This window comes from Leucobacter japonicus, assembly GCF_001273855.1.
GTDB lineage: Bacteria > Actinomycetota > Actinomycetes > Actinomycetales > Microbacteriaceae > Leucobacter > Leucobacter japonicus.
The window spans coordinates 1-208 of record NZ_JHBX01000056.1 but is presented as its reverse complement, the minus strand read 5'-3'; the positions used below and the strand labels follow the sequence as shown (position 1 = coordinate 208).

The following is a 208-nucleotide window of genomic DNA, read 5'->3' as shown; positions in this document are numbered from 1 at the left end:
CGCGTACCTCGCGCGCGACGGCGTCGCGTTCCCGATCCCCGTCGGCACCGAGGTCACCACGCGCCAGATGCTCACGCTCGCGCTCGTGCCCTCCGCCAACGACTTCGCCGCCGCGTACGCCTACTCGATCTTCGGCGACAATGAGGCCTTCGTCGCGGCCGTGGACGACTGGAAGGCGCGCAACGGCGTCGACTCCCTGGTGCTCGCC

1 pseudogene is annotated in these 208 nt (G+C 71.2%); it reads left to right on the top strand.

Features of this window, described 5'->3' with window-relative positions:
- Nucleotides 1-208: pseudogene (locus AMS67_RS00170) on the top strand (hypothetical protein); the annotation flags it as partial.